The sequence below is a fragment of the Echinicola strongylocentroti genome (assembly GCF_003260975.1).
Lineage (GTDB): Bacteria > Bacteroidota > Bacteroidia > Cytophagales > Cyclobacteriaceae > Echinicola > Echinicola strongylocentroti.
The window spans coordinates 42,476-66,863 of the sequence record NZ_CP030041.1; the positions used below are offsets into that span (position 1 = coordinate 42,476).

Here is a 24,388-nt window from a genome sequence, read left to right on the forward strand (position 1 = left end):
GACAAAGCCCTGCCTGGTTACCTGTGTCCAGTATTGACCAACTTCGGGAATTAGGTTGATCATCGCTGGTAGGGTAGCGAAAGAAGTCGAAAATACAGGCACTAGAGCACAGTGTAAGGGAAATCTTTCAACGATACGATTTTCATATCTTCTAACCCTCATTTAACATTCAAACTTTACACCACCTTACTAACATAAAACATGAAAACGCTCAGTCAAGAGAACATCAAGTCTTACATTACCACAGACCCTTTTCCAAACTCCAAAAAGGTCTATGTAGAAGGTAACCTACACCCTATTAAGGTCGCCATGAGAGAAATTGCATTGCACGATACAGTCTCCCACCTGGATCGCCATGAGACAGTAGAAAAAAATCCTCCGGTGACAGTCTATGATACCAGTGGCCCCTATACCGATCCTAACGCACATATAGATGTGAAAAAAGGACTCGAACGACTTAGGGAAGAATGGATCTTGAACAGTGGCGATGTAGAGCAGCTCGAAAAACTCACTTCAGCATATGGACAACGACGATTGGACAATCCTTCGCTGGACAAGCTGCGTTTTGATTTGGTGAAAATGCCTTATCGTGCCAAGTCAGGAAAAAATGTCAGCCAGATGCATTATGCCAAAAAGGGCATCATCACTCCTGAAATGGAGTACATCGCCATTCGTGAAAACCAACGCATCGCCGAGCAACAGGAGCTTACAAAACAACATCCGGGTGAGAACTTTGGTGCAAATACCCCGAAAAACATGATCACACCGGAATTTGTACGGGATGAAGTGGCCAAGGGAAGGGCCGTGATCCCAGCTAATATCAACCATCCAGAAGCCGAACCCATGATCATCGGGCGAAATTTTCTGGTAAAGATCAATGCGAATATTGGAAACTCAGCCATTGGTTCGAGTATCGAAGAGGAGGTTGAGAAAGCCGTTTGGGCATGTCGCTGGGGAGCGGATACTATCATGGATCTTTCTACGGGGAAAAACATCCATGAAACCCGCGAGTGGATCTTGCGCAACAGCCCCGTGCCCATCGGTACGGTGCCGATTTACCAAGCATTGGAAAAAGTCAATGGCAAGGCCGAAGACCTTACCTGGGAATTGTTCAGGGATACGCTTATCGAGCAGGCCGAGCAAGGGGTGGATTACTTTACCATTCACGCTGGTGTACTGCTCCGATACGTTCCCATGACCGCAAAAAGGGTCACGGGCATCGTTTCCAGAGGTGGTTCTATTATGGCCAAATGGTGTCTTTCCCATCACAAGGAGAATTTTCTCTATACGCATTTCGAGGAAATCTGCGAAATCATGAAAGCCTATAATGTGACTTTTTCACTGGGAGATGGACTGCGTCCTGGATCCATCGCCGATGCCAACGATCCAGCTCAGTTTGCCGAGTTGGAAACCTTGGGTGAGCTTACACAGATCGCCTGGAAGCATGACGTGCAGACCATAATCGAAGGTCCTGGGCATATTCCGATGCACATGATCAAAGAAAACATGGATAAGCAGTTGGTCGAATGTGGGGAAGCACCGTTTTACACTTTAGGCCCATTGACCACGGATATTGCTCCTGGTTATGATCATATTACCTCTGGTATCGGAGCTGCGATGATTGGTTGGTATGGTTGCGCGATGCTTTGTTATGTAACACCCAAGGAGCATTTGGGCTTACCAGAAAAGAAGGATGTCAAAGACGGTGTCATCACATATAAAATCGCTGCCCATGCGGCAGATCTGGCCAAAGGTCATCCCGGAGCGCAGCACAGAGACGATGCCTTGAGCAAAGCCCGCTTTGAGTTCCGATGGGAAGACCAGTTTAACCTTTCCTTGGATCCTGATACAGCCAGGTCCTTCCATGATGAGACATTGCCCGCAGATGGCGCCAAAATCGCCCACTTCTGTAGCATGTGCGGCCCCAATTTCTGCAGCATGAAAATCACGCAGGATGTGCGGGATTATGCCGATAAAAATGGGCTGGACAGTCAAGAAGCCATAGAGGAAGGCATGCAGAAAAAAGCTGAAGAATTTACCGAAAAAGGAGGGGAAATCTATCTCAACCAATAATGCGATATATTCTGATCAGTTCCCCTGAGGAAGTAAAGGAAGAAATCCAAACCATGGTCCAGCTGCTGGATCATGGTCTTTTCCGCTTGCATATCAGGAAACCTGACTGGTCAAGTGGCCAAATAGCAAAATTGATTTCCCAGCTACCACCTGAATATTATCCTAAAGTTTCCCTTCATGGCCATCATGAATTGATTGGGGAATTTGGACTGGGAGGCGTGCATTATAAAAGCAACCAAAAGATCTTGCCATCATCAAAACTGGTCAGCAAATCTTTTCATCAATTGGAATCACTGCAAAAAACGCCTCATAATAAACTGGATTATGCATTTATCAGTCCTATATTTGATAGTATCTCCAAGCCAGGATATTTCCAAGCTTTTGCTGCGGATGAACTTAGCCGATGGATGAAAGAAACTAAGCCTTTATTGCCTTTTCAGGTGTTTGCCCTCGGAGGTATAAGCCCTGAAAAAACGGACTATTTGGACTCTTTGGGCTTTGACGGCGCTGCACTATTAGGAAGTATCTGGAAAGGAGAGGATACCGCATCCCGATTAAAGTTATTCTTTAACCACAAACAGCAACCCTAATGATAACCAAGATTCACAAACTGCAATTTATCACGCCCAATTTTGACCATCCCGAAGACTACCTGCAAGCAATCAGACAATATTGTGAAGCTGGGGGCAGATGGGTCCAACTAAGGATGAAAGATTTTCCGAAACCTGTAATCCTAAAAACTGCTTTTAACGCCAAAGAAATTTGTGAACGGTACGACTGTAAACTTATCATCAATGACCACCCTGAAATTGCATTCAAAATAGGCGCTACAGGAGTCCATGTCGGCAAAGAAGATAAGGCCGTCTATGATATCCGAGAACGGTATGGGAATAAATTGGTGATTGGTGCTACTGCAAATACTTATGAGGACATCATGGAAGTAGCTAAAGAAGCCGACTATATCGGATTGGGACCTTATCGCTTTACTACTACAAAAAAGAATTTAAGCCCAACACTAGAGAATACTGGTTACCAGCGTGTTATGGACAGGTTGAAACTTAAACATCCCTATTTGCCAGTTATTGCAATAGGTGGCATTTTGCAGGAAGACCTATCTTCCCTGAAGGAAACAGGTATTTATGGAGTGGCTGTCAGTGGGCTTTTGCACCAATCCAAAGTACCAGATCAATTAATTAAAAAAATTCTAAATACATTTGACTATGTTGACTATTGCCAATAAGACCTTTTCATCGAGGTTATTTACAGGAACAGGAAAATTCCCTACTTATACCTCCATGCAGGAAGCTTTGGAGGTATCTGAGTCGGAATTAGTCACTGTGGCACTGCGAAGGGTAGATGTCAAAGACAAAGACGACGATATGTTGGCGCATTTATCGCATTCGCGCATCAATTTACTTCCGAATACTTCTGGCGTCCGGACAGCTAAAGAGGCTGTATTTGCAGCTCAACTGGCCAGGGAGGCGCTGGAGACCAATTGGGTGAAGCTGGAAATCCACCCTGATCCCAAGTATTTGTTGCCTGACCCTATAGAAACCCTTAAGGCAACCGAAGAGTTGGTAAAGGAAGGCTTTGTGGTACTGCCTTATGTCCATGCCGATCCTGTGCTTTGTAAAAGGCTGGAGGAAGCAGGGGCAGCGGCAGTAATGCCTCTTGGCTCTCCAATTGGCAGCAATAATGGGCTCCGGACCTTGGATTTTCTGAAGATCATCATCGAGCAGAGCAATGTGCCAGTAGTGGTAGATGCAGGACTGGGAGTGCCCTCACATGCTGCCCAAGCCATGGAAATAGGCGCCGATGCGGTACTGGTCAATACAGCCATCGCCGTAGCACAACGCCCAGTGGAAATGGCAAGAGCTTTTAAAATGGCCGTCGAAGCAGGTAGAATGGCCTATGAATGCGGCCAAGGTGCTATCAGTGCCCAAGCAAATGCAAGTAGTCCATTAACAGAATTCTTATCTTATGAGTGAATTTAGAGAGCAATTATCTCAATTTCCACCAGAAAAAGTGCATCAAGCTTTAACCAACGTCACGGCTGAAAGGGTAGAGCAGGCCTTGGCCAAAAAAGAAAGAAACCTCGAAGACTTCCTGGCCATGGTTTCTCCAGCAGCAGCTCCCTACCTGGAAGTAATGGCGCAAAAGAGCCGTCAATTGACACTGCAACGGTTTGGTAACAATATGCAACTTTTTGCCCCGCTTTATCTTTCCAATGAATGTCAAAACATCTGCACTTACTGTGGATTTAGTCTGGACAATAAAATCCCGCGCAAAACCCTTTCGGACAAAGAAATCATGAAGGAAGTAGAGGTCCTTAAGGGAATGGGCTTTGAACATATTCTCATCGTAACGGGTGAGGCCAACCGAACGGTAGGCGTGGACTATCTCGAACATGCCATTCAACTGATAAAGCCACATTTTGCCAATGTCAGCATGGAAGTGCAGCCACTTGACCAAGATGAATACGAGCGACTCATCCGAAGTGGACTGCATAGTGTGCTGGTCTATCAGGAGACTTATTATCGAGACACCTATAAAATCCACCACCCAAAAGGAAAAAAATCAAATTTTGACTATCGGCTCGAAACACCCGACCGACTGGGTAGAGCAGGGATTCATAAGGTGGGAATTGGCTCACTGATCGGCTTGGAAGACTGGCGGGTAGATAGTTTTTACACCGCAATGCACTTGCGTTATTTAGAAAAGAAGTATTGGCAAACGAAATACGCGATCTCTTTTCCTCGCTTGCGGCCATTTTCGGGAGGACAGGAGCCCAAAGTGGCCATGAACGACAAGGAGTTAGTGCAGCTTATTTGCGCATATCGATTGCTGGACCCAGATGTAGAGCTTTCCCTGTCCACTCGTGAAACGGAAAATTTCAGAAACCATGTGATCAAGCTGGGCATCACTTCCATGAGTGCAGGATCAAAAACCAATCCTGGAGGCTATGCCGCTGGCAAAGAATCGTTGGAGCAATTTGAGATTTCGGATGAGCGAAGTCCTGATAAAATTGCAGGTTTATTGAAAAACAATGGGTATCAACCGGTTTGGAAGGATTGGGACCCTGTTTTGCAAGATAGTTTTGGATAAAAAACAGGCAGTCTTGGCAGATCTTTTGCACCAAATTAGTCAAAGGTCAAAATGGCCAATAACGATTGTTAACCCAAAATTGTACGATTATGTCTATAGTGAAGATTATTGAAGTTATCGCCAGTTCTGACAAAAGCTTTGATGATGCCGTCAAAAATGCGGTCTCCGAAGCTTCCAAAACGGTAAAGAATATTAAGTCCGTTTATGTAGAAAACATGAAAGCCAACGTGGAAAACAACCAAATCGTTTCTTACGGGATAAATGCAAAGGTTTCCTTCGAAGTAAATTGATCTTTGGAACTTTTGTTTCCCTATTGCCCTTTGAAAAGGTATATTAATAGTACCATTTCAAAGGGTTTATTTTCATTCATCATTTTCAAAATCAAACAATAACATGAAATCACTGACTTTTAGCAACGGGGACAACATGCCCATCTTAGGTTTGGGCACTTGGCAATCCAAACCAGGAGAAGTATATAAGGCGGTTTTAAAAGCCATCGAAGTAGGATACCGTCACTTTGATTGCGCATATATTTACAAAAACGAAAAAGAAATAGGGGATGCCTTTGCCAAGGCTTTCGCCGATGGAATTGTAAAAAGGGAGGATATTTGGGTGACTTCAAAGCTTTGGAATGACTCCCACAAACCAGAACATGTACAGCCTGCGCTAGAAAACACCCTCAAAGATCTTCAGCTGGATTATTTGGACCTATACTTGGTGCATTGGCCATTGGCCCTGAAACATGGTGTGGAGTTTCCAACATCCGCTGCTGATTTTGAAAACCTTGATCGTATCCCTCTTACTGAAACTTGGGCTGCTATGGAAGCTATATTGGAGACAGGAAAAGTAAAGCACATTGGTGTTTCCAATTTTAAAATCAATAAACTTAAGGAGGTTCTGGCCAAAGCCAAAGTAGCACCAGAGGTCAACCAGATCGAGATGCATCCATTCTTGCCGCAGCAAGGACTGGTGGACTTCTGCAAAAATGAAGACATCCACCTAACCGCTTACGCACCACTTGGCGCGGCCTACAGGACCAAAGGAACCGATGGGGTAGACCTCCCGATTCTATTGGAACATGAAGTCGTTAAGTCCATTGCCAATAAACTCAACGCCTCACCGGCCCAAGTAGTATTGACATGGAACATGCAAAGGGATATATCGGTGATACCCAAATCAGTAACCCCTTCAAGGATTGAGGAAAACTTTAAGTCAAGTGTATTGACCTTGAGTCAGGACGAGATGGATGAGCTCGATCAACTCGAAGGTCCCCATCGCTTTACGGATGGCAAACTGTGGACTGAGTACAACAGTCCTTATGAACTAGCTGATTTCTGGGAGGAATATTCCTGAGCTGCTTCAACCTCGTTGAGTTAATCAGTGGAAGCCAGTATCACCAGAATCACACTGACTAAATGGTATTGAAACAAGGTTAAACCCGGAATATCCATTAGCCTATCTGTTGCGACCTGAAACTGCTTCAAAATCAGCCGTTTCACTTTAGTTTTCGGCATAACCGTAGCGGTGCTACGCTAATGCCTCCAAACTAACTGATTTTCTTGCAATTTCAGCTCTCACTACGATTCCTAACGCATAATCCGGGTTAAACCAAAAATTTCTCACGGATGTCACAAAGTGTGATTTCCGTGAGAAATTTCTTTTTATAATCCCTAATGGGAAGATTTTAGCCCAATTTGGTATCCATGGTAATCTCTGTATTAAATAGCGCAGAAACGGGGCAATTTTCTTTGGCCTCTTTAGCCGCTTTTTTGAAATCGTCCTCGCTGATATCAGGAATTTTTGCGCTGAGGTCCAGGTGTACATTGGTGATCTTACCGTCCTCCATGGTTACTTTTGCGGTAGTATCGATGTTATCAGCAGTAAAGCCCATTTCATTGAGCACAAAACTCAGCTTCATCGAAAAACATCCTGCATGGGCAGCACCCAGCAGTTCTTCAGGGTTGGTACCTTTTCCGTCTTCAAAGCGTGACTTGAAGGAATATGGTGTCTTGTCCAAAACAGTGGTTTCGGTGCTGACGGTGCCTTTGCCTTCTTTTCCACTGCCTTTCCAGTTGGCTGAAGCATTTCTTGAAAATTTCATGTTATTAGTGATTTTTTGGTTAAAAACTATGTTTATTATTGAAGCAATCTTCTTACCAAGATACTTAAATCCAAGCATGAATAATTGCCCAGACCCAAATTAACTTAAAGTAATCAATTTATCGTCAGGTATTTTCCACCTTTCCTGCGATACCGTAACTTTGTAGTATGACAAAGCAGGATATCAGTAATAGGGAAGATGTGGAAAAACTCGTACATACATTTTATGGACAAGTGAGACAGCACCCCAGTTTAGGGCCGATTTTTAACGGTATCGTGACCAACTGGCCAGAACACCTAGAAAGGTTATCGGATTTTTGGGAAATGATCTTGCTACAATCAGGGCCAGGCAAGAATAAATTCAATCCGCTGAAAGCGCACAAAGAGGTGGATCAGAAAACAGGGCAGGGGCTCAGCCAAGTACATTTTGGCAACTGGCTGGAGCTGTGGTTTACCACCTTGGATAGGTTATTTGAGGGAAAAGTAGCCAATCACGCCAAAGAACACGCCAGAAACATGGCCAGTATCTTGTTTTTGAGGATTTATGAAGCACGGGACCGGTAGCATTTAGTAGCGTATAGCGCTAAGAGCAAACAAGAAAGTTAGGTTTGTGCTGGGGATTCGCCTCGGCATTTTCTGCCATTATATCTCCATACTTGACATTATTCCCATATCTTTCCAGAATTAAACGGGACTTTTACACGGTGAAAATCTTAGCCATAGAAGACGAAAAGGAACTCCTGAAAGCGATGAAAAGCTCGCTAGAAAAGGAACAGTATGTAGTGGAAACAGCTGAGGAATACCATGAGGCGCTGGATAAGCTGTTTGTTTACGACTATGACTGCATTTTATTGGACATCATGCTACCAAACGGTAGTGGATTGGAAATATTGGAAGAACTTAAGAAGGCAGGCAAAAGTGAAAATGTCATCATCGTTTCTGCCAAGGATTCCCTGGACGATAAACTGCGGGGCTTGGACTTGGGAGCCGATGACTACCTCACCAAGCCGTTTCACTTGGCAGAGCTGAATGCCCGCGTCAAGGCCGTATTGCGCAGAAAGCAGTTGGACGGAAAAAACACCATCGAAATTGGCAATGCGGTGCTGGATTTGGACAACCGGGAGCTGATGATTGGCGGACTGGAAGTGACGCTGAACCGTAAGGAATTTGATATCCTAAATTACTTTATGCTCAATAAAAACCGGCTGGTAAGCAAAACAGCCCTTGCTGAACATGTCTGGGGAGATCATACCGACCAAGCGGATAATTTTGATTTCATCTATTACCAGATCAAAAATCTCCGGAAAAAACTGCAGGAGGCTCAGGCCAATTTTGAAATCCAGGCGGTGTATGGAGTAGGCTATAAGCTTGGTGAACCATAAACCCGGAATATGCATTAGCCTATCTACGCCACGGCGCACAGGTGTTGCGACCTTAAACTGCTTCAAAATCAGCCGTTTCACTTTAGTTTTCGGCATAACCGTAGCGGTGCTACGCTAATGCCTCCAAACTAACTGATTTTCTTGCAATTTCAGCTCTCACTACGACTCCTAATGCATAATCCGGGTTAAAAGGATGCTTTGCCCTATGAAAAATTCTAGAACCAATATAACCAGATACCCACTAACTAAACGGCATTGAACCCGGCCTAAACCCGAAGTCAAAGCCATAGAATCCCAGTAAAAGAGCAGTTAATGAAATTACTGAACCAATCGCTCACTTATCTTTCCATTTCCATTTTGCTGATTGTCAGCCTGTGGTCGGTGGTTTTTTATGTCAATATGCTGGATGAGATCTATGACAGCATTGATGATGGCTTGGCCAACTATAAGCTACTGATCATCAACAAGGCAGCGGAAGACAGCACTATATTTTCAAAAAATGAATTTGGCGAAAGTAATTATGCCCTATGGCCCATCGATAAGAGCGAAGCCTTACAGGTAAAAGACAGCTATAAAGATACGCTGATGTACATGCTTGACGAAGACGACAAGGAGCCGGTAAGGATGTTGACAACGGCCTTTGAGCATGAGGGGCAATATTATAAGTTAGAGGTGATTTCTTCCATGGTCGAAGAAGATGATCTTATCGAGGACATGTTTTGGGCGATTTTTTGGCTTTACCTATTGCTGATCATCAGTATTTTGTTTGTCAATAATATCATACTTAAGAAAGTATGGAGGCCATTTTATAGTTTTTTGGAACAAATAAAGGCCTTCAGGGTCAATAAGGCCTCACCACTTCCGACCATGGAAACCCGAACCAAGGAATTTCTAGAACTGAAGCGTTCTTGCGATCAGCTGATCAACCATACATTGGATGCTTACGCCAACCAAAAGCAATTCACCGAAAATGCCGCGCACGAGCTCCAAACACCCCTTGCCATTATCACCAGTAAGCTTGAATTGCTGTTGGAACAAAACAGTATGGAAAACGCTGATGCAGCAATCGCTGCTGAAGTACTACAGATCACGGCAAGACTGACGCAGCTAAACAAATCACTTTTACTACTGAGCAAGATCGAAAACAAGCAATTCTTTGACAACCAAGCGATTTCCTTCAAAGAGTTGGTCGAGCAAAGCATGATCGACTTTGAGGATTTTGCTTCCTTCAAAGAGGTGCTGGTCAAAATGGAAGCAAGTCAAGAAGTAACCGTTACCATGGACAGGATGCTGGCCAGTACCATGATCAATAACCTGATCAAAAATGCCATCATCCACAACCAAGCAGGAGGAGAGGTCATCATTCAGCTACAGCAAGGGAAACTTATCATCCACAATACGGCCACCGATGGATCGCTGGATGCTGCACAAATTTTTAAGCGCTTCTACAAAAATGGCCAGAGTCAGCAAAATACTGGATTGGGGCTATCCATTGTAGAAGCCATTTGCCATCTTTATGGCTTTGGTATAAGCTACCAGCATATTGAAGGGAAGCATGGGTTTTGTGTTGATTTTGGGGTGTAAGAAGAGGTATTTGGGAGATTAGGTTTTTCTATTGACCTAAAAAACATCTATTACTTAAAGCTTTAAGTAATACAATATAAATAACTAATTATCAAAGTTATAAATTTAATTTTATAGTTTATAAGAGTTCCTTTATTCAATCCTGATCCTATTTGCTGAAAAAAATAAGGTATTAGCTTACCAGTGATTTATCCCCTAGCATCAAACGAACTTTAACAGACTTTTTTCCATCCTATTCAGCGATTCCCAATTCTTTCCATATTCGAACAGTTGATTTGTGGTATAAACAAAAAAAGATTATACCCATGAAAAAGCACATCTTATTATTTATCGTAGCTGGAGCATTTACCGCTACCTTGGCCAATGCTCAGGACATTGCCCAAAAACAAGTTCCTTCTGTAATCCTGAACAAATTCCACAGCGATTTCCCTGATGCCAAGGACATGGAATGGGAAATGAAAGGCGCACAGTACCAGGTGGAATTTGAAACAGGGTGGTGGACGGAGCATGAAGCTTGGTATACTTCAGAAGGAGAACAAGTGAAGCATATAGAAGAAATCGCTACCAAAGATCTTCCCAATGCCGTCCAAAATACTGTTTCCAAGCAATTTGAAGGATATGCTATCGATGACTCCAAAAGGATTACAGAAAATAACAAAAGCATTTACCTGCTGGATTTGGATAGCCGGAGGCAAGACTGGGAAGTGCTGATCGACCCAAGTGGCCAAGTAGTCAGTCAAAGAGCCGATTAAGCAACGCATATGAAACGACTACTTTTTCTACTGGGAATGTGCTTAACACTTAGCACATCCCTAATGGCACAGAAAGCTGAAGATAGTCATCAAAAGTGGTATGAAAATATCCACATTGGTGGCTATCTCCAAGTGCGGTACAACAAGCTTTATGAAAGCAATTCCGATTTAAATTGCGAACAATGCGATGAATATTGGGGTGCAGAGGGTGGGGGACTTTCCATCCGAAGGATGCGTTTCAAAATTTATGGACAAATCAGTCCCCGCGTGTTTTTATATTTCCAACCGGATTTCTCAAAATCTGTGGGTGAAAATATCCACGTAGCCCGCATTAAAGATGCGTACATGGATATTGGATTGGATCCGGAAAATGAATACCGACTGCGCATTGGGCAAAGCAAAGTGCCTTTTGGCTATGAAAACATGCAGTCGAGCAGTGATCGACTACCATTGGACAGAAATGATGCCCTGAACAGTGGCGTTAAGGATGAACGGGATTTGGGAATATACTTTTATTGGGCACCAAAGGAAATCAGACAACTGATGAAAGCCCTCAAGCCTTATAAGCATTCGGGGGATTTTGGAGTCTTTGCCCTTGGTATCTATAATGGGCAAACGGCCAACCATCCGGATGAGAACAATTCTTTCCATGTGGTATCACGGTTTTCTTATCCTATCCAACTGGGCTCAGGGCAAATCATAGAACCGGGCATCCAAGCGTATTCAGGGAAGTATGTCCTTCCCGAAGTAAGTGATGGCGTAATCGCCAAAACCAATCATGAATACATCGATCAGCGAATGGGAGGTTCTTTAGTCCTTTATCCAAGGCCATTGGGTATCCAAGCAGAGTACAACCTGGGAAGAGGCCCCGAATATGACCGTACTACACAATCAATAAAAGTAAAAAATCTCCAAGGTGGCTACATCACAGCATCTTATTTTATGGCAGTTGGAAAACAGCAGTTTATCCCATTTGTCCGGGTTCAGCATTATGATGGGGGCAAAAAACACGAATTGGATGGCAGAAGTTATGTCGTTACTGAGACAGAAATGGGCATCGAATACCACCCTTTTGAGCATTTTGAATTGGTAGCGGTGTACACGATGGCAGATCGACAGTATGAAGACCAAGAACTATCCCATAACCATCAGGTCGGAAACTTGATAAGGATCCAGGCACAAGTGAAGTTTTGAGGAAAGAGGTAAATAGGATCAAAATTTGAGCGAAGAGCAAGTTGTGAGAGATGAGATGAGCCTAGAGATAGGAGACAGTCAAATGATAAAAACGAGAACGGTTGTACCGAGGGATGTGCCCCGGTACGACTAACATTGAGTCTCTGACTCAATAAAAATATATTATAATTAATTGATTTTCAACATTTTAAACAACTTATAATAAAATCAACCTTAACCCTAAAAAGGGTACACCTTCAGGTCAATTCCCCACAGAAGCGGCATGATGTAGTAAACAAATAAAGTAATGAAAAAGATGGAAAGAATATTCATCCAAAGCCCCGCTTTGGCCATGGCAGGAATGGTCAGGTAGCCAGAGCCAAACACCACTGCATTGGGCGGCGTGGCCACTGGGAGCATAAAGGCACAGCTTGCAGCCATCGTGGCGGCTACCATCAGCCCATACGGATGTACACCCAAGGCCAAGGCAACAGCCCCCAAAATAGGCAGCAGCATGGAAGCGGTGGCTACATTGGAGGTGATTTCGGTGAGGAAATTGACCGAAGCAACGATGATCAGGATAAAGACCAGGAAGTGGATCCCTTGCAGTGCTTCAAAATGGCCTCCCAGCCAAGCTGCCAAACCCGTTACCTTAAAGCCTGCAGCAAGCGAGAGTCCACCTCCAAAGAGCAATAAAATGCCCCAAGGGATGTTTTCAGCCGTCTTCCAGTCCAACAAGCGCTTTTTTCCCCGTGCTGCGGGAATCATAAACAAGGCAATAACGCCTGCAAGAGCAATAATCGTATCATTCAAAAAGGGGAGGAGGTCTTGCAATAAAAACACCCTACTGATCCAGCAAAAACTCACCAACAAAAAGACGATCAATACACGTACTTCGGGTTTGCTTATGGTTCCCAAGGCAGTTAATTGGCGTTGGATTTCAGCTTTTCCTCCAGCCAGCGTCATATTTTTGGGGAAAGGATAAGCTACGCGCACCAAATACCACCAACAAATCCCCAGTAAGCACAACGAAATAGGCAAGCCCACCAACATCCATTCCGCAAAACCAATCTCAATACCATAAAGTTCTTTTACGATGCCCACCAAAACGATATTCGTAGGTGTCCCAATAATCGTCGCCATACCGCCAATAGAAGCGCTATAGGCAATTCCAAGCATCAAGGCCTGACCAATCATCGTATCAGTCACTTCATTTTGGGTGATGCCTTCAGCGAGTTGGTTGACCACCGCTACGGCAATGGGCAGCATCATAAGGCTAGTTGCGGTATTGGAAATCCACATGGACAGCAGGGCAGTGGCCAGCATAAATCCCAAGACGATAAAACGCATGTCGGTACCGATCAAGCTGATGATCGAAAGGGCAATGCGCTTGTGAAGGTTCCATTTTTCTATGGTCACGGCGATCATAAAACCTCCCATATAAAGCAATACCTTAGGATCTGCATACGGTGCTGCCGTATCATCCATAGGCAGCGCACCTGTCAATGGCAACACCAACAACGGCAATAAGGCTGTAGCGGAAATCGGAATGGCCTCAGAAATCCACCAAATGGCCATCCAAATAGCGAGAGCCATCACAGCCAAGGCTTCCTGTGACAATCCTTCAGGACGGAAAAACAAAACAATCAACAAAAAAGCCATTGGCCCCAGCACTAAACCGGAACGCTTCCACAACATATTATTCATGAAGTCAGCAAGGATAGTTTTTTTGCCAAGCCACAAAAGAAACAGGGCCTTAGCAGTAGATACATTTATCCAATAATAATAAATCTTAAGGAGCTTTTACGTGCATTAGGAAAAATTGTGAACAACGGCGAAAATAATGTAGCTGTCTAACAGCATTGATCTTTCTGGATGGATCAGTAGATCGAGCCAGTATCCAAGCAGTACCCAAGGCCATACCTTTATGATCAAGCTTTCTGTTAGCCATTTGATCTACAAAGTATGGAAGAGAGGAGAAGATCAAAAGCGATAGAACATGCTGTTTATGAGAGTTGGGTTTTCTTTATTTAACATAATGTAAATTATATAACAATAATTAATTATCTATTTAACATATAAAATATTATAACTACATAACCCCATTTAGGACAACACCACCCTAGACTCCGAGTACAAATCAAATACAGCTACCAATGCATCTTGGCCGGTGTTATTGGGGTAACGTTCGTACTCGTTCCATTCCTCGCGCTCTTCGATGTAGGCTGGTTGGTAGATTTCCTCCATCATATTCCAAATAATCAAAAGGTAATTGTAACTGATTTTCATTTCTCTTCCTTGCTCCAACCAAGATTGAAAAAGTTCTTCGTCAAGTGCTTTAGGATAATCGCTGCTGTCAAACATATAATGTCTCTATGAAGGTTGATTTGGCCAGAAAGTTACTCAAGCCAATTTATAGGACAAACTTAATCCACATCAAATCCTACACATTAACCCCAGTTAGTAGCCTATTTTGACGGTGGATAACATAGAAAACTAGAACATATGGAAGTTTTCTTTTAGTGGATTTAGGTGTTGGAATTATAAATATCAATAAAAGCACTATTAAATACATTTTTAATTGGTTAAAAATTTTGGGCAATTGAGCAATTATTCTTTTTTTTAACTAAAGCTTATAAAAATGGCCGGAAACAAAAAAGCCCTAATCCGTTATATTACCATTGACAAGTGCCTTAGGGACAGCAATCGTCGTTGGACACTGAACGATCTCATCACGGCTTGCTCTGAGGCAATGTACCATTATGAAGGTGTGGATAAAAGGGTAAGCAAAAGGACCATCCAAATGGACCTACAACATATGCGCAGTGAAGAACCTGGCTATAATGCTCCCATCGTCGTTTCTAAGAAAAAGTTTTACAGCTATGAGGACCCTACTTTTTCTATCATGGATACTCCACTAACTGAGCAGGACTCCCAGCAACTGACGGAAGTGGTGGATATATTAAAGCAATACAGAGATTTCACCTACTTTCAAGGAGTAAATGGACTTGTGCAGCAATTGGAAAATGAAATTTTGACCCTAGGTCATTCCGATCCGTCTTCGGTGATACCTGCTATAGAAAATACGCAGAACGAAGTGGAAGACATAAATAAGCAGTCTCCCCTCCTTCTAAATGAACAAAGACTGTCTGCATTGGATTGGAAATTACGTGAGAGAGGATCGTATATTTTTCCTCCTATTTACACCCAGAACGAAATTAAACTGATCACTGAGCACATCGACAAGTACCTGTATGAAAACAGTACAAATAACTCGTCTTCGTTAATTCACAGCCTATTTCAAAAAATACCTGAATTATCCCCTTTGATTTTCAATAAAAACCTGACAACTATTCTAAATGCTGTGGATATTGACTTGTTTGTGATGAAAGCTGCTGTAGTCGACACCTTGTCACTTGGAGACCAACGCGCTAACAATTGGCGCGAAGACATCACTATCAATGTAAAAAACAGTACACCAATAGCAGGATATACAGACTGGCGTGAATGCGATGGTTATTATAATGTCCGTCCTCCTGCCAAATTATTAAAACACGGCTTGGTCATCAGGATCCATTTAGAGGAAACGATCGAAGAAAATGGTGCATTAAGAATCTTGCCAGGCTCCCACAAGAAGAAATTGATTGAAGATGAAGTATATTCACCACCAATTAACCGGTTTCCTGCGATTGCGGAGGTGAGTTCAGGAGGCCTTCACCTGATGAAACCGTTACTGGTACACAGCACTTCCTATAACGAGATGGGAAATTCGGCAAAAGTTATCCACATCGCACTTAACTCCCTGAACCTCCCCCGTGGCCTTGATTGGGCCGAAAAGCATGAAATTGGGATGGAACGCAGTTACCACTGATGCGGCAGATAAATCGCTGATATTCTCATAAACGGCGGCTGAGCGAAGCCGAAGCCAACGGAGCCGAAGCCAAATGACCCCAAGCCATAAAAACCAAAAGCCCAAGGAAAAATCCTTGGGCTTTTGCGTGGACAGATGAGCTGCATCTACCTTACTTGCAGTACTTTTCCACCGCTGCTTCAGCAGCTGCATAGTTCAGTGAAGCGGCTTTTTCAAAGTCCGCACAAGCACTGCGTTGTTTTTTGGTGGCATACTCCAGCACGCCACGATAATAATATGCCTGACCAAAATCCTTATCTTGTTCGATTGCTGCGGTATATTCCTTCATAGCTTCTTCGGTACTTCCTATCTGGTGAAGTGCCCTGGCTTTCATGAAATAGGCCATGGCGGGAGCACCGGGGGCAGTTGTAGCATATTCCGCATACAACAGCGATCGTTCGTGATTACCTTCCTTTTGATAGACATTGGAAAGTGCCATGAGAAGTTTTACATTCTTATCATCCAGCTTAAATCCTGCCTCAAAGTCGGCTTTTGCACTCTCTAGGTCGCCCAGCTCCTCATAAGCCCGACCTCTGCTGTAGAGTGCTTCCACATCTTTGGGCTTAGTGGCCAAGCGATCTGAATAAGCAGCTATCGCTTCTTGGTAGCTTCCCTGTTGGAAGAGTGCATCCCCTTTGGATTCTCCACTATTTCCACATCCCGAAAAAAGGGCTGCACATACGCACAGCCCCATAAATGATCTTTTTAGCATAAACATATTTTTATTAAGTCCATTTGATAGCTGCCGCTATGGCGCTATTCGGTGTTCCTCCGCGGACCTATACGGCTACGTTGTTTTCACGCAATGCCTCATTTAGTGAGGTCTTGCGATCCGTAGACTCCTTGCGCTGTCCAATGATCAAGGCACATGGCACCTGGTATTCTCCAGCGGCAAATTGCTTGGCGATAGATCCTGGGATCACTACTGATCTTGGAGGAACATAGCCTCTATATTCTTTTGGCTCATCACCAGTAACGTCAATGATCTTGGAGCTGGCTGTCAAAGTGACTCCGGCACCAATAACAGCTTCTTTGCCCACACGGACACCTTCCACGATGATTGCCCTTGATCCTACAAAGGCTCCATCCTCAATGATCACGGGAGCGGCCTGTATAGGCTCTAGTACGCCACCTATTCCCACGCCACCGCTAAGGTGTACATCTTTGCCGATCTGGGCACAAGAGCCTACTGTCGCCCAAGTATCCACCATCGTGCCACCTTCTACATAAGCACCGATGTTGACATAGGAAGGCATCATTACCACTCCACTTGCAAGAAACGCGCCATATCGTGCCACTGCATGAGGAACCACCCTCACTCCTTGCTTGGCATAATCAGACTTAAGGGCCATCTTGTCATGAAATTCAAAAGGCCCTACTTCGATAGTGCGCATTTTTTGGATGGGAAAATACAGGATGACAGCCTTCTTTACCCAGTCATTCACCTGCCACTCGCCATCTTCCAATGGTTCTGCCACACGGAGCTTACCTTTGTCCAATTCTTCGATGACCGTTTTGATGGTGATTTGAACATCCTTTTCCTTCAGCAACTCCCGGTTTTCCCAGGCGTTTTCGATGATAGTCTTTAATTCCATAAATTTTATATTAGATTCGCTCTTGTTAAGCACATCACGTTGTACATGAAAAAAACCAATATTGTCATTGCTTCAATATTAAAGCCTCTTACCGATAGTAGGGCTTTTTACAAGCTGGCAATTTCACTTCGTGAAACAAATAAATACCACATTAACATCATAGGATTTTTAGAAAAAAATCCGCCAAAACTGGAAAATATTGAATTTACTGCAATCTTCGACAAGGACCGGTTGCACCCTACACGACTGCTAGTGCCTTTTAGGTTTTTTTCACAGCTGCTCCACATTCGACCGAGCTTAGTTATTGTTACCACCTACGAACTCCTCTTTCCTGCCTTGATCCTAAAGCCGTTTGTGGGATATAAACTAATCTATGATTTGCAGGAAAATTACGCTAAAAACATACGGCATAACCGGACTTTGAGTAAATGGCTCAGGTACCCAGCGTCGGTATATATACAAATTGTGGAAAAAATCGGCAAGCCCTTCGTGGATCATTACTTCATGGCAGAGCAATGTTATCCACAGGAGTTTCCTGATATCAAAAATTATACAGTACTGGAAAATAAGCATCATGGAAATGTGGATAACAAACCTAGTTTTTATCTTCCGACAACGGCGATTAAATTTATCCTAACAGGAACCCTCACCAAGGTCTATGGCATCGAAGAAGGCATCCAATGGTTCAAGCGCCTAAAGTCGCATTTTCCACAGGCACAATTATCCATAGTAGGTTATGCCCCGATGGCTGACTTCAGGTCAAAGATCAGGGAGCTTTCCATCAACTCACCTGATATACACCTTCAGCTCAGCGACCACCCCCTCAACCAACAAGTCATTATTTCAGCCATGAAAGAGGCTGATATCCTGCTTTTGCCATATCGGTGGCTACCCAGTATTTGGTCCAAAATCCCGACCAAAATCTATGAAGCCCTGGCCATGAAAATCCCCATGATCATCCCGGAAAATCCATTGTGGATAAAGTTAATAGCGCCTTATCCAGCAGGTACAGCCGTGGACTTTTCCCAGCTAAATGCTGGTCAACTCCGTACCATGATTGCCCAACAACAATTTACCCAGCCAGTAGGTGAAGAAGTAACATGGGAAAGTGAAAAACCAAAGCTCCTTCAGCTTGTGGAAAAGTTGCTCGGACAATAATCAAATCGGTACAAATAGCCCAAACACCTTGGAAAAGAGGTTTATTGCTGAAAGTGAATGGGTGAATTTCAGTGTTTTGACCCGGGTTCTAAGACTTAGAGAAAGTAACGTAAAGTAGCTAAGTTATAGGAGAACCACATTAGGCACATAGGGCACAATAGGGAATTCCTTAATCAGTTTACCCTGTACTTTTAGATGGGTTCTTTACTCCAACTGGGGGAACGTAGCGAGAGCCTTATAAACCCGCAAATCACATCCTACGCCCTGTCAGGCACTAGGCAGTTTAGACGAGCCTGCCCTTGGCTTTAGACTAGGCCGCAGTGCATGTTCCGACAACCCCATTTATGAACAGGTGAAAATGAGGGATTTCAGTATCCTGTCCCAATGAATGTTGGGCAGTATTGAAGAGTCAAGATTATAAACCCGTCTCTGTACGGTTTTCCTTCCCTATCCACATCAATTTTCCACTTATTACTTATCCACATTTTTGGAATGTGTAAACTGGGAGGCTCATTTTGGAAACGCTGTCCATTTGGCCTAATGGTAAAAATACGGCTATGTGGATAAGTTGTCAAGTAACTGTTATTCAATAATATAGATCATAATTTAGACATAAACGTAATTTATTTTTAGCTAAGACTAAAACCGTAATCACATATCGAAATCAGTTATCCACAGGTGATTTAGGTTTTATTGAAATATTTTTTTAGTATTACCTAAAAACCATATATTTGTATTTATAAACTTTAGAGAACAGAGATGCTATCATTGACATACGCAGAAGAGAATTATTTAAAAGCCATCTACCATTTGTCAGAAGGCGGTCAACACAACGTATCCACCAATGACCTCTCCAAAGAGATGAAAACCAAACCTGCCTCGGTGAGCGACATGCTTAGAAGGTTGTCCGAAAAAGCAGTGATCAACTACCGGAAATACTACGGCGTCACCATCACAGAGGAAGGCAAAAAATCAGCACTTCAGATCATTCGTAAGCACCGTCTCTGGGAGGTCTTTTTGGTAGAAAAATTGATGTTCAGCTGGGACGAGGTACACGAAGTAGCGGAGGAATTGGAGCATGTCAAATCCAACTTGTTGATCCAGCGTTTGGATGACTTCCTTGGCAATCCCAAATATGACCCCCACGGCGACCCCATCCCTGATGAATACGGCGATGTAAAAGCCCGACCGAGAATGCCCCTGAACGGACTTCATATCAATGATGGAGGACAGATCGTAGCAGTTAAAGACAGCAGCGCAGCATTTCTGCGTTACTTGGATAAAGTAGGTGCCTATATTGGCGCACGGATCAAGATCCTCGATAAAGTGGAATTTGATGGATCATTGGAAATTTTGGTTGACAATAAAAAAAACTTGTTCATGTCCAAGGACGTTGCAAGTAACATCTTAGTCATACAAACCTCATGAGAATACGGATCTTGGTGCTGATAGGCCTCGTCCAGCTCAGCGCATGTAAATTCGACAAAGACGGGGAAAGGGAAAAATTCCATATTACGGCCACTACCAACATCATGGCCGATGGTGTGAAGGCGCTTGTAGGCGACAGCGCAGTAGTCACGCCCATCATGGCCGTCGGCGTGGACCCACATCTATACAAAGCCTCCCAACGGGATTTGGATCTGCTCTTTGAAGCAGACCTGGTGGTGTACCATGGGCTGCACCTGGAAGGGAAAATGGTGGAAGTCCTTCATAAGTTTTCACGTACACACCCTGTCGTCAATGTAGGAGCTACACTCCCCCCTACTCTACTGATCTCAAGTCCGGATTATGCCAATACCGTGGATCCCCACATTTGGTTTGACGTGCATCTTTGGAGCATCGCCATGCGTAACCTCAAAGATAAAATCATCGAAAGGAAACCAACATGGGAGCCTTATGTCAATGCCAACTGGGAAAAGTATAAGGCCCAACTCGATGAGCTTGACCAGTATAGCGCCCAAAAGGTCAAATCCATCACCAACCAAGGCCAGGTGCTGATCACTGCCCATGACGCCTTTTCTTACTTTGGCAAAGCTTACCAAATAGAGGTAAAAGGGCTCCAAGGACTGTCCACACTTAGCGAACCGGGACTGAACGACGTGTCCAGTTTGGTCAACTTTATAATAGAAAAAGACATCAAAGCCATATTTATAGAACAATCCATTTCTCCTCGGGCCATTAAAGCGGTGGTAGAAGGGTGCAGGCGGAAAGGACATCAAGTAACACTTGCAGGTCCACTCTACACTGATAGCTTGGGAGACCCTGAAGGCCCTGCGGGGACTTATGTAGGCATGGTAAAGACCAATGTGGATGAGATTGTAAATAACCTGAAACAGCATGATACAACAAATAGAGAACCCGGCAGTTGAGGTCCATGACCTGATGGTCAGTTATGGCCAAAACCCGGTACTATGGAATATCGACCTTACCTTGCCATCAGGAGCACTGATAGGTATCTTAGGGCCAAATGGCGCCGGCAAATCCACGCTCATCAAGGCCATCATGGGCTTGATAGAAGCCAACAGCGGTTATTCAAGGTTGTTTGACCAAGAGTTAAACCAAGTCAGAAACAGGGTGAGCTACGTCCCTCAGCGTGAGTCGGTCGACTGGGACTTCCCCGCTTCCGCATTGGACATTGTTATGATGGGGACCTACCATCACTTGGGACTGTTCAAAAGACCCGGAAAGAAGGAAAAGGAATTGGCCCTAGCGTGTTTGGAAAAAGTAAACATGAAAGCATTTGCCAAGAGGCAGATCAGTGAGCTCTCCGGAGGCCAACAGCAAAGGGTGTTTATCGCAAGGGCTTTGGCACAGCAAGCAGACATCTATTTTATGGATGAGCCTTTTGCCGGGGTGGACATGAGCACCGAAAAAGCCCTCGTAGAGCTGTTCAGGGAAATGACTGCCAGTGGCAAAACAGTAATCGTCGTCCACCATGACATCTACTCTGCTGGCACCTACTTCGACTGGCTGATCATGCTCAATATGCACTTGGTGGCCTCTGGCCCGACCAAGGAGGTGCTTACCGAAGAGCTATTGACCAAAACCTATGGTGGCAAGTTATCCACACTCACCGATATTGGAGAAGTGATCAAGAAAAGTGACTTCAACCCATTAAAGAGCTGATATGGAAGAATTCATCTATTTCTTTTCCTTTCAGGATCCTAACGTCCTTATGGTCGTCACAGGCATCGTTTTGCTGTCCATTAGTACTGCCATGGTGGGGACATTCACCTTTCTGGACAAAAAGGCATTGGTGGGCGACGCCATTTCACATGCAGTTCTTCCCGGGGTCTGCTTGGCATTTATGCTTTCGGGTAGCAAAAATCCTTATTGGATCGTTTCCGGGGCTTTTGTTACGGGTGCCTTGTCCACCTATGCCATCACTTGGGTATCCAATTACACCAAGCTCAAAGAAGACACGGTCATTGCTTCAGTATTGTCGATATTCTTTGGCGTAGGGATCGTGATGATGACCCAGCTGCAGCAAACCGGAAATGCCTCCCTTTCAGGCTTGGACCATTTTATTTTTGGCAATGCCATTTCCATTGTCGGTCAGGACTTATGGGTTTATGGCTTTTTGGCTTTGGCCATCATCATAGTGATATTGCTTTTTTATAAGGAATTCCAACTTATGGTGTTCAATCGGTCTTTTGCAGAAAGTATTGGACTTCCGGTCAAGCGACTTGAATTTTTGTTTAATTCACTCATGGTGCTGGCAGTGGTGACTGGCATCCAGGCCATTGGTGTGGTGCTAATGGCGGCGCTATTGATCACCCCTGCTGCTGCCGCCAAATTTTGGACCAATCGTCTTAGCATAATGCTCTTGATCGCGGTCATCTTTTCGGTGATTTCCGGCATTGTCGGTGCCTATATTTCATTTGTGCTGCCCCATATGCCCACCGGACCTTGGGTGGTCATCGTACTTTCTCTGATCGCCTTTTTATCGTTTTTCTTCTCCACCAAAAAAGGAATCCTTACCAAGTGGATTGCCAAAAGAAATTATCAACGCAAGATCCATCGCGATCATATTCTAAAAGCGCTGTTTGCCGCCAATGAAAAAGGTAAGGAAGGTCTGGCCACTCCAGATGTCCATGCCAACTTCCCCGGAAAAAGCTTTAGGACGCAGTCTGCCATCAACAAATTGGAAAAAAACAATTATATCACCGAAAGTCAATCAGTCATCTCACTAACCCAACAAGGACTTAAAGAAGCCGGTAGAATCGTTCGGCTACACCGTTTGTGGGAGCTGTACATGACCGAATACATGAACATCGCTCCTGATCATGTTCATGACAGTGCCGAGAAACTGGAGCACATCATCACTCCTGAGCTAGAAAAACAATTGGACAAAAACTTGAACTTTCCCCAAGAAGATCCACACCAATCCATTATTCCACGAGACCAAGATAAATCATGAGTTTTGACCCAAATGCATTTCTGATCATCACCACTGGATCCATGATTGCCATTTCATGTGGGTTGTTGGGGGTTTTTCTGATGCTCCGCAAAATGGCCATGACTGGAGACGCCATTTCCCATGCTGTATTGCCTGGAATTGTCATTGCTTTTTTGGTATCGGGAAGCCGTCATGGACTGACCATGGTCATTGGTGCAGGACTGGTGGGGATCATCGCCACGGTATTTATCGAATACCTGAGCAATAAAGCAAAACTACAATCTGATGCTTCCATCGGGATTACATTTACTTCACTCTTTGCGATCGGTATCATCATGATCACCTTTTTGGCCAATGAAATCGACCTTGATCAGGACTGTGTGCTGTACGGTGAGATAGCTTATGTGCCCATTGACTTGTGGATCACTGGGACAGGAAAGATCATGGGGCCAAGGGTAACCTATCTTTCCCTGATCAATATGGTGTTGGTAATTGGCTTTGTCACCGTGTTTTTCAAAGAGTTAAAGATAAGCACCTTCGATAAGGAATTTGCCGCTACTATAGGCTTAAGTACTGTCGGGGTGAATTATGCCTTGATGGGCATGGTGTCCTATACGACTGTCAGTTCTTTTGAAGCGGTGGGAGCTATTTTGGTGGTAGCGCTGATGGTCGTGCCACCCGCCACCGCTTATCTCTGGACAAAGAACCTTTACAAACTGATCCGATTGACCGTAATCTTAGGAGTTGTTATTTCGTTTTTGGGTTATTACTTAGCGTACTTTCTCAACAGCTCCATAGCTGGAGCCATGGCTACGGTAGCAGGTTTTTTCTTTTTTACGACTGTCATCCTGCAACACAAGCAAATTCCCCGAATTAAGAAAAAGCTGGCCAAGGCCAAACCATCTATTAAATAAAAACCAATATTATCCCGGAATATGCATTAGCCTATCTATTGCGGTCTGAAACTGCTTCAAAATCAGTTGCTTCGCTGCTGTTTTCGATTTCACCATAGCGGTGCTATGCCTCAATCTCCAAACAGTCTGATTTTCTTGCAGTTTCAAACCTCATGACGATTCCTAATGCATAAACCGGGATTATTGACCTTTGTTCAATAAATAAAGTTCTACTTTGTTGACTTCGAGTAAGTGGCTTATAAT

24 protein-coding genes are annotated in these 24,388 nt (G+C 44.0%); 19 read left to right on the forward strand and 5 right to left on the reverse strand.

The window, feature by feature from the left end; translation table 11 throughout:
- The first annotated feature begins 201 nt into the window (after positions 1–201).
- The 7 genes from thiC to DN752_RS00195 all read left to right on the forward strand — a co-directional run bounded on the left by thiC (position 202) and on the right by DN752_RS00195 (position 6,531).
- Complete coding sequence (gene thiC, locus DN752_RS00165) at positions 202–2,073, forward strand: phosphomethylpyrimidine synthase ThiC (protein WP_112782103.1); 1,872 nt, start codon at positions 202–204, stop codon at positions 2,071–2,073.
- A complete protein-coding gene (locus DN752_RS00170; RefSeq protein ID WP_112782104.1) occupies positions 2,073–2,663 on the forward strand; it encodes a thiamine phosphate synthase in 591 nt (196 codons plus the stop codon). The genes thiC and DN752_RS00170 overlap by 1 nt, the downstream gene beginning before the upstream one ends.
- Positions 2,663–3,313 (forward strand): thiamine phosphate synthase, encoded by a 651-nt coding sequence (locus tag DN752_RS00175; RefSeq protein ID WP_170134437.1) that lies wholly within the window; start codon positions 2,663–2,665, stop codon positions 3,311–3,313. The genes DN752_RS00170 and DN752_RS00175 overlap by 1 nt, the downstream gene beginning before the upstream one ends.
- The gene (locus DN752_RS00180) at positions 3,294–4,061 is read left to right on the forward strand and encodes a thiazole synthase (protein WP_112782105.1); all 768 of its coding nucleotides are present in this window, start codon (positions 3,294–3,296) and stop codon (positions 4,059–4,061) included. The genes DN752_RS00175 and DN752_RS00180 overlap by 20 nt, the downstream gene beginning before the upstream one ends.
- Positions 4,054–5,178 carry a 2-iminoacetate synthase ThiH gene (gene thiH / locus DN752_RS00185; protein WP_112782106.1) on the forward strand — a complete coding sequence of 375 codons (1,125 nt, stop codon included), beginning with the start codon at positions 4,054–4,056 and terminating at the stop codon, positions 5,176–5,178. Before DN752_RS00180 ends, thiH begins: the two co-directional genes overlap by 8 nt.
- An 89-nt stretch (positions 5,179–5,267) precedes the next feature.
- The gene (locus tag DN752_RS00190; protein WP_112782107.1) at positions 5,268–5,468 is read left to right on the forward strand and encodes a dodecin family protein; all 201 of its coding nucleotides are present in this window, start codon (positions 5,268–5,270) and stop codon (positions 5,466–5,468) included.
- A 103-nt stretch (positions 5,469–5,571) separates the two neighbouring features.
- On the forward strand, positions 5,572–6,531 hold the full coding sequence (locus DN752_RS00195) for an aldo/keto reductase (protein ID WP_112782108.1): 960 nt from the start codon (positions 5,572–5,574) through the stop codon (positions 6,529–6,531).
- Between the two features lie 331 nt (positions 6,532–6,862).
- Here the strand turns inward: DN752_RS00195 and DN752_RS00200 are convergent, their stop codons facing one another.
- The gene (locus tag DN752_RS00200) at positions 6,863–7,279 is read right to left on the reverse strand and encodes an OsmC family protein (RefSeq protein WP_112786364.1); all 417 of its coding nucleotides are present in this window, start codon (positions 7,277–7,279) and stop codon (positions 6,863–6,865) included.
- A gap of 167 nt (positions 7,280–7,446) precedes the next feature.
- Between DN752_RS00200 and DN752_RS00205 the strand changes: the two genes are divergently transcribed.
- The 5 genes from DN752_RS00205 to DN752_RS00225 all read left to right on the forward strand — a co-directional run bounded on the left by DN752_RS00205 (position 7,447) and on the right by DN752_RS00225 (position 12,190).
- Positions 7,447–7,842, forward strand: coding sequence for a group III truncated hemoglobin (locus DN752_RS00205; RefSeq protein ID WP_112782109.1), 396 nt, complete (start codon positions 7,447–7,449; stop codon positions 7,840–7,842).
- A 140-nt stretch (positions 7,843–7,982) separates the two neighbouring features.
- A complete protein-coding gene (locus tag DN752_RS00210) occupies positions 7,983–8,660 on the forward strand; it encodes a response regulator transcription factor (protein WP_112782110.1) in 678 nt (225 codons plus the stop codon).
- Positions 8,661–8,972: 312 nt separating this feature from the next.
- Positions 8,973–10,244 carry a sensor histidine kinase gene (locus tag DN752_RS00215; RefSeq protein ID WP_112782111.1) on the forward strand — a complete coding sequence of 424 codons (1,272 nt, stop codon included), beginning with the start codon at positions 8,973–8,975 and terminating at the stop codon, positions 10,242–10,244.
- Positions 10,245–10,549: 305 nt separating this feature from the next.
- Complete coding sequence (locus tag DN752_RS00220) at positions 10,550–10,996, forward strand: PepSY-like domain-containing protein (protein WP_112782112.1); 447 nt, start codon at positions 10,550–10,552, stop codon at positions 10,994–10,996.
- 9 nt (positions 10,997–11,005) lie between these two features.
- Positions 11,006–12,190 carry a porin gene (locus DN752_RS00225; protein WP_112782113.1) on the forward strand — a complete coding sequence of 395 codons (1,185 nt, stop codon included), beginning with the start codon at positions 11,006–11,008 and terminating at the stop codon, positions 12,188–12,190.
- A 219-nt stretch (positions 12,191–12,409) separates the two neighbouring features.
- Here DN752_RS00225 and DN752_RS00230 read toward each other — a convergent pair whose 3' ends face one another.
- Both DN752_RS00230 and DN752_RS00235 read right to left on the reverse strand, forming a co-directional pair.
- Positions 12,410–13,876 (reverse strand): SLC13 family permease, encoded by a 1,467-nt coding sequence (locus tag DN752_RS00230; protein ID WP_112782114.1) that lies wholly within the window; start codon positions 13,874–13,876, stop codon positions 12,410–12,412.
- Positions 13,877–14,275: 399 nt separating this feature from the next.
- Complete coding sequence (locus tag DN752_RS00235; RefSeq protein WP_112782115.1) at positions 14,276–14,533, reverse strand: hypothetical protein; 258 nt, start codon at positions 14,531–14,533, stop codon at positions 14,276–14,278.
- A 277-nt stretch (positions 14,534–14,810) separates the two neighbouring features.
- Here DN752_RS00235 and DN752_RS00240 point away from each other — a divergent pair, with 277 nt between their 5' ends.
- Complete coding sequence (locus DN752_RS00240) at positions 14,811–16,040, forward strand: phytanoyl-CoA dioxygenase family protein (RefSeq protein ID WP_112782116.1); 1,230 nt, start codon at positions 14,811–14,813, stop codon at positions 16,038–16,040.
- A gap of 151 nt (positions 16,041–16,191) precedes the next feature.
- Here DN752_RS00240 and DN752_RS00245 read toward each other — a convergent pair whose 3' ends face one another.
- Positions 16,192–16,791, reverse strand: a complete 600-nt coding sequence (locus tag DN752_RS00245; RefSeq protein ID WP_112786365.1) for a tetratricopeptide repeat protein — start codon at positions 16,789–16,791, stop codon at positions 16,192–16,194.
- 67 nt (positions 16,792–16,858) lie between these two features.
- Positions 16,859–17,674, reverse strand: coding sequence for a 2,3,4,5-tetrahydropyridine-2,6-dicarboxylate N-succinyltransferase (locus DN752_RS00250; protein WP_112782117.1), 816 nt, complete (start codon positions 17,672–17,674; stop codon positions 16,859–16,861).
- Between the two features lie 45 nt (positions 17,675–17,719).
- Between DN752_RS00250 and DN752_RS00255 the strand changes: the two genes are divergently transcribed.
- The 6 genes from DN752_RS00255 to DN752_RS00280 all read left to right on the forward strand — a co-directional run bounded on the left by DN752_RS00255 (position 17,720) and on the right by DN752_RS00280 (position 24,145).
- Positions 17,720–18,832, forward strand: coding sequence for a glycosyltransferase (locus DN752_RS00255; protein WP_112782118.1), 1,113 nt, complete (start codon positions 17,720–17,722; stop codon positions 18,830–18,832).
- A 759-nt stretch (positions 18,833–19,591) separates the two neighbouring features.
- The gene (locus tag DN752_RS00260) at positions 19,592–20,260 is read left to right on the forward strand and encodes a metal-dependent transcriptional regulator (RefSeq protein WP_112782119.1); all 669 of its coding nucleotides are present in this window, start codon (positions 19,592–19,594) and stop codon (positions 20,258–20,260) included.
- A complete protein-coding gene (locus DN752_RS00265; protein WP_112782120.1) occupies positions 20,257–21,201 on the forward strand; it encodes a metal ABC transporter solute-binding protein, Zn/Mn family in 945 nt (314 codons plus the stop codon). The genes DN752_RS00260 and DN752_RS00265 overlap by 4 nt, the downstream gene beginning before the upstream one ends.
- Complete coding sequence (locus DN752_RS00270) at positions 21,170–21,958, forward strand: metal ABC transporter ATP-binding protein (protein WP_112782121.1); 789 nt, start codon at positions 21,170–21,172, stop codon at positions 21,956–21,958. The genes DN752_RS00265 and DN752_RS00270 overlap by 32 nt, the downstream gene beginning before the upstream one ends.
- A gap of 1 nt (position 21,959) precedes the next feature.
- Positions 21,960–23,252: a metal ABC transporter permease gene (locus DN752_RS00275; RefSeq protein ID WP_112782122.1), complete on the forward strand. Its 1,293-nt coding sequence runs from the start codon at positions 21,960–21,962 to the stop codon at positions 23,250–23,252.
- Positions 23,249–24,145: a metal ABC transporter permease gene (locus DN752_RS00280; protein WP_112782123.1), complete on the forward strand. Its 897-nt coding sequence runs from the start codon at positions 23,249–23,251 to the stop codon at positions 24,143–24,145. The genes DN752_RS00275 and DN752_RS00280 overlap by 4 nt, the downstream gene beginning before the upstream one ends.
- Positions 24,146–24,388 lie beyond the last annotated feature (243 nt).